This is a genomic window from Streptococcus sp. 4094, from assembly GCF_013277125.1.
Lineage (GTDB): Bacteria > Bacillota > Bacilli > Lactobacillales > Streptococcaceae > Streptococcus.
Genome location: NZ_VMMI01000048.1, coordinates 1 through 5599, shown reverse-complemented (window position 1 = coordinate 5599; position 5599 = coordinate 1). Strand labels below are relative to the sequence as shown.

Genomic DNA, 5599 nt, shown 5'->3' with positions numbered 1-5599 from the left:
ACCATAAGCTCATGAAGACTCAGGAAGAGTTGACAGCGATTGTGCGAGACCATTTTTCAGACATGGGGGAAATTGCGACCCTCTATGTTCAAGTCTATGAAAGTAGTCTGGAGAGCTTGGTTGGCGGTGTCATTTTTGAGGATGGCCGTCATTATACCTTTGTCTATGAAAATGAAGACTTAGTCTATGAGGAGGAAGTTTTATGATACAACCAGAAAGTTTAAAAGAATTAGCATCTTTAGTGGAAAAAGATGGCAAGAAGGTCTTTCTTTTTGTAGCAGACTGGTGTGGCGATTGTCGTTATATCTATCCTGCCTTGCCAGAAATTGAGGAGACCAATCCAGAGTTCACCTTTATTCGTGTGGACCGAGACCAGTATATGGATTTGGCCAAACTCTGGGATGTTTACGGAATTCCTAGCCTTGTTGTTCTAGAAAAGGACAAGGAAATCGGTCGTTTTGTTAATCGCGACCGTAAAAGCAAGCAACAAATTAACGACTTTTTAGCAGGACTGAAGTAGGAGAAAAAGGAAACAATGATTTTTACATATAACAAAGAACATGTCGGTGATGTCCTTATGGTCATCATGAAAAACAGCGGAGATGCCAAACTAGATGTGGAACGCAAAGGTAAGGTAGCTCGTGTTTTCCTCAAAGATAATGGGGAAACAGTGGCTTGGAATATTTTTGAAGTTTCAAGTTTATTTGAAATTGCAGAGCGTGGTCAAGTCTTTTTATCAGATGAGCAAGTCGCTCGTTTGAACCAAGAATTACAAACGGAAGGTTTCGCAGAGGAAATTGTTAATGACAAGGAACCTAAGTTTGTTGTCGGTGAAATTGTTGAGATGGTAGCCCATCCAGATAGTGACCACCTCAATATCTGCCAAGTTGCAGTCGCAAGTGATAAGACTGTGCAAATTGTTGCCGGAGCTCCAAATGCGCGTCTTGGATTGAAAACTATTGTAGCTCTTCCTGGAGCTATGATGCCAAAAGGCAACCTCATTTTCCCAGGTGAACTTCGTGGCGAAAAGAGTTTTGGAATGATGTGCAGCCCTCGTGAACTTGCTTTGCCAAATGCTCCGCAAAAACGTGGTATTATTGAATTATCAGAAGACCAAGTTGTCGGAACACCATTCGACCCGGCTAAGCATTGGACTGCTTAGGAAGTTATCAGTATCTGGACCACTAGATAGAAGGAAATAAGATGGCAAAAAATGTAGTGATTACAGGAGCGACATCAGGAATCGGTGAAGCGATTGCGCGTGCTTATCTGGAGCAGGGTGAGAATGTCGTTCTAACTGGACGACGGATAGACAGACTAGAAGCCCTCAAGTCAGAGTTTGCAAAAACTTTTCCTAGTCAAACAGTTTGGACCTTTTCATTAGATGTGACGGATATGACCATGGTCAAGACTGTCTGCTCCGATATTTTGGAAACGATAGGTCAGATTGATATTCTGGTCAACAATGCCGGACTTGCTCTAGGTTTAGCACCCTATCAGGACTATGAAGAGTTGGATATGTTGACCATGCTGGATACCAATGTCAAAGGTTTGATGGCAGTCACTCGCTCTTTCTTGCCAGCAATGGTAAAAGCCAATCAAGGACATATCATCAACATGGGGTCAACCGCAGGAATTTATGCCTATGCAGGTGCAGCAGTTTATTCAGCTACCAAGGCAGCGGTTAAGACCTTTTCAGATGGATTGCGAATTGATACCATCGCAACGGATATCAAGGTGACGACCATTCAGCCTGGAATTGTCGAAACAGATTTTTCGACGGTACGTTTTCACGGTGATAAAGAACGAGCTGCGTCCGTTTACCAAGGAATCGAAGCCTTGCAGGCACAAGATATCGCTGATACAGTTATCTATGTGACCAGTCAACCTCGTCGTGTGCAGATTACAGATATGACCATTATGGCAAATCAACAAGCGACAGGTTTCATGGTTCATAAAAACTAAAAAATTTCCTCGAAAAGTTACAAATTTCTGTAACTTTTTTTGATTTCCTACGAATAGATAAGTAGGAGGAAAAAATATGTATAATAAAGTTATCTTGATCGGACGCTTGACGTCTACACCAGAATTGCACAAAACCAGCAATGACAAGTCAGTAGCGCGAGCAACTATCGCTGTAAATCGTCGTTACAAAGACCAAAATGGTGAACGTGAAGCTGATTTTGTCAATATGGTCCTATGGGGCAGACTAGCAGAAACTTTGGCAAGCTACGCAACCAAAGGTAGTCTCATTTCCGTTGATGGGGAATTGCGTACCCGTCGTTTTGAGAAAAATGGTCAAATGAATTATGTGACCGAAGTACTTGTTACTGGATTCCAACTCTTGGAAAGTCGTGCCCAACGTGCTATGCGTGAAAATAATGCAGGACAGGATTTGGCAGATTTGGTTTTGGAAGAGGAAGAATTGCCATTTTAAACATTGAAAAGTCTGAGTTGCTTTCAGGCTTTTTATCTTGAGAAAGTCAGACTTTTTTCTTGACTATTTCTGACCAAGTGATACAATAGAACTATAAATTAGCACTCAGATATAAAGAGTGCTAATAATATGTAGTTCATCATGGAGGAAAACAGATGTTGAAACCATTAGGAGACCGTGTGGTCTTAAAAGTAGAAGAAAAAGAACAAACTGTTGGAGGTTTTGTCCTTGCGGGTTCAGCTCAAGAAAAAACAAAAACAGCCCAAGTTGTGGCTATTGGACAAGGTGTTCGTACCTTGAACGGTGACTTGGTAGCTCCAAGTGTTAAGCCTGGAGATCGTGTCTTAGTTGAAGCCCACGCAGGTCTTGATGTCAAAGATGGCGATGAAAAGTACATCATCGTAGGCGAAGCTAACATCTTGGCTATCATTGAAGAATAGAAGGAGAAAGTAAGTATGTCAAAAGAAATTAAATTTTCATCTGATGCTCGTTCAGCTATGGTTCGTGGTGTCGATATCCTTGCAGACACTGTTAAAGTAACCTTGGGACCAAAAGGTCGTAATGTCGTTCTTGAAAAATCATTCGGTTCACCATTGATTACCAATGACGGTGTGACTATTGCCAAAGAAATTGAATTAGAAGACCATTTTGAAAATATGGGTGCCAAATTGGTATCAGAAGTAGCTTCAAAAACCAATGATATTGCGGGTGATGGGACTACAACTGCAACTGTTTTGACCCAAGCTATCGTCCGTGAAGGAATCAAAAACGTCACTGCAGGTGCCAATCCAATCGGCATTCGTCGCGGGATTGAAACAGCAGTTGCTGCAGCAGTAGAAGCCTTGAAAAATAATGCCATCCCTGTCGCTAATAAAGAAGCCATCGCTCAGGTTGCTGCTGTATCTTCTCGTTCTGAAAAAGTCGGTGAGTACATTTCTGAAGCCATGGAAAAAGTTGGCAAAGACGGAGTCATCACCATTGAAGAGTCACGTGGTATGGAAACAGAGCTTGAAGTTGTAGAAGGTATGCAGTTTGACCGTGGTTATCTTTCACAGTACATGGTGACAGATAGCGAGAAAATGGTGGCTGACCTTGAAAATCCATATATTTTGATTACTGATAAGAAGATTTCCAATATCCAAGAAATCTTGCCACTCCTAGAAAGTATTCTCCAAAGCAATCGTCCGCTCTTGATTATTGCGGATGATGTAGATGGTGAAGCTCTTCCAACTCTTGTTTTGAACAAGATTCGTGGAACCTTCAACGTAGTAGCAGTTAAGGCTCCTGGTTTTGGTGACCGTCGCAAAGCCATGCTTGAAGATATTGCCATCTTAACAGGCGGAACAGTTATCACTGAAGACCTTGGTCTTGAGTTGAAAGATGCGACAATTGAAGCACTTGGTCAAGCAGCGAGAGTAACTGTGGACAAAGATAGCACTGTTATCGTAGAAGGTGCTGGAAATCCTGAAGCTATTTCCCACCGTGTTGCAGTTATCAAGTCTCAAATTGAAACCACAACTTCTGAATTTGACCGTGAAAAATTGCAAGAACGCTTGGCCAAATTGTCAGGTGGTGTAGCAGTTATAAAGGTCGGAGCCGCAACTGAAACTGAGTTGAAAGAAATGAAACTCCGCATTGAAGATGCCCTCAACGCTACTCGTGCAGCTGTTGAAGAAGGTATCGTTGCAGGTGGTGGAACAGCCCTTGTAAATGTGATTCCAGCCGTGACGAATTTGGAATTAACAGGAGACGAAGCAACAGGCCGCAATATTGTTCTCCGTGCTTTGGAAGAACCTGTTCGTCAAATCGCCCACAATGCAGGATTTGAAGGCTCAATCGTTATCGATCGCTTGAAGAATGCTGAAGTTGGTACAGGCTTCAACGCAGCAACTGGCGAATGGGTCAACATGATTGAAGAGGGAATCATCGACCCAGTTAAAGTGAGCCGTTCAGCCCTACAAAATGCAGCATCTGTAGCCAGCTTGATTTTAACAACAGAAGCAGTCGTAGCTAATAAACCAGAACCAGCAGCTCCGGCTCCAGCAATGGATCCAAGCATGATGGGCGGCATGATGTAAGCTTTCTATAGAAAACACAAAAGGAGGGAATGCCTATTCCTCCTTTTTATGATGTTCATTTCTAAATTGATTTGAGCTCTCCTAACTTATATGATAAAATAAGACTAGAAAAAGGAGAAGAACATGATCGATGTAGAAGAAATTCTGAGCAAGATGAACCCCAATCAGAAGATTAATTATGACCGTGTCATGCAGAAGATGGTACAAGTATGGGAGAAAAATGAGCAGCGGCCAACTATTCTCATGCATGTTTGCTGTGCCCCTTGTAGTACCTATACACTAGAATATTTGACCAAGTATGCAGATGTGACCATCTATTTTGCTAATTCCAATATCCATCCCAAGGCAGAATACCATAAGCGTGCCTATGTCACCAAGAAATTCGTCAGTGATTTCAATGAGCGAACAGGAAATACGGTTCAGTACCTAGAAGCTCCCTACGAACCAAATGAATACCGTAAGTTAGTCAGAGGACTGGAAGAAGAGCCTGAAGGTGGCGACCGTTGCAAGGTTTGCTTTGACTACCGACTGGATAAGACAGCGCAAGTGGCTATGGGTTTGGGCTTTGACTACTTTGGCTCAGCCTTGACCATCAGTCCTCATAAGAATTCTCAAACCATCAACAGCATCGGAATTGATGTGCAAAAAATTTACACAACACACTATCTTCCAAGTGATTTCAAGAAAAATCAAGGCTACAAACGTTCAGTAGAGATGTGTGAAGAGTATGACATCTACCGTCAATGTTATTGTGGATGTGTCTATGCGGCTCAAGCTCAGAATATTGACTTGGTTCAGGTTAAGAAGGACGCTACAGCTTTCTTGCTGGATAAGGATGTTGAAAAAGATTATTCCCATATCAAATTTACAGTTACTAAATTAGATATATAGAGACCAACCCAGTTGAAAAGCTGGGTTTTTCAAATAAAAAAACCAGGGCTTTCACCCTAGTTTGACAACTTTACCGATTCTTTAGTTCTACATAGCGCTTGTACCAAATGTTTACATAGGCTTCTGAGAAAGGACCACGTCCATTGTTAATCCAATCAACAAGAATTTTGACATGTTCTTTTAAAATATAGTC

8 protein-coding genes are annotated in these 5599 nt (G+C 41.9%); all 8 read left to right on the top strand.

Annotated features, from left to right (window positions below):
• A partial coding sequence (locus tag HT721_RS09810) for a DUF4651 domain-containing protein (protein WP_173229709.1) occupies positions 1–206 on the top strand: 206 nt, incomplete at its 5' end.
• A complete protein-coding gene (locus tag HT721_RS09805) occupies positions 203–520 on the top strand; it encodes a thioredoxin family protein (RefSeq protein ID WP_173214637.1) in 318 nt (105 codons plus the stop codon). The genes HT721_RS09810 and HT721_RS09805, both read left to right, overlap by 4 nt.
• Positions 521–535: 15 nt before the next feature.
• Positions 536–1162 carry a YtpR family tRNA-binding protein gene (ytpR, locus tag HT721_RS09800; RefSeq protein WP_173214639.1) on the top strand — a complete coding sequence of 209 codons (627 nt, stop codon included), beginning with the start codon at positions 536–538 and terminating at the stop codon, positions 1160–1162.
• A 41-nt stretch (positions 1163–1203) separates the two neighbouring features.
• Entirely contained in the window at positions 1204–1965 is a 762-nt protein-coding gene (locus HT721_RS09795; RefSeq protein ID WP_173214641.1) for an SDR family NAD(P)-dependent oxidoreductase, read from the top strand.
• A gap of 76 nt (positions 1966–2041) precedes the next feature.
• Complete coding sequence (locus HT721_RS09790; protein WP_166731206.1) at positions 2042–2437, top strand: single-stranded DNA-binding protein; 396 nt, start codon at positions 2042–2044, stop codon at positions 2435–2437.
• A gap of 155 nt (positions 2438–2592) precedes the next feature.
• Positions 2593–2877, top strand: coding sequence for a co-chaperone GroES (groES, locus tag HT721_RS09785; RefSeq protein WP_100127934.1), 285 nt, complete (start codon positions 2593–2595; stop codon positions 2875–2877).
• Positions 2878–2892: 15 nt separating this feature from the next.
• Positions 2893–4515, top strand: coding sequence for a chaperonin GroEL (groL, locus tag HT721_RS09780; RefSeq protein ID WP_173214643.1), 1623 nt, complete (start codon positions 2893–2895; stop codon positions 4513–4515).
• A gap of 123 nt (positions 4516–4638) precedes the next feature.
• Positions 4639–5406 carry an epoxyqueuosine reductase QueH gene (locus tag HT721_RS09775; protein ID WP_084920455.1) on the top strand — a complete coding sequence of 256 codons (768 nt, stop codon included), beginning with the start codon at positions 4639–4641 and terminating at the stop codon, positions 5404–5406.
• The last annotated feature ends 193 nt before the right edge of the window (positions 5407–5599 follow it).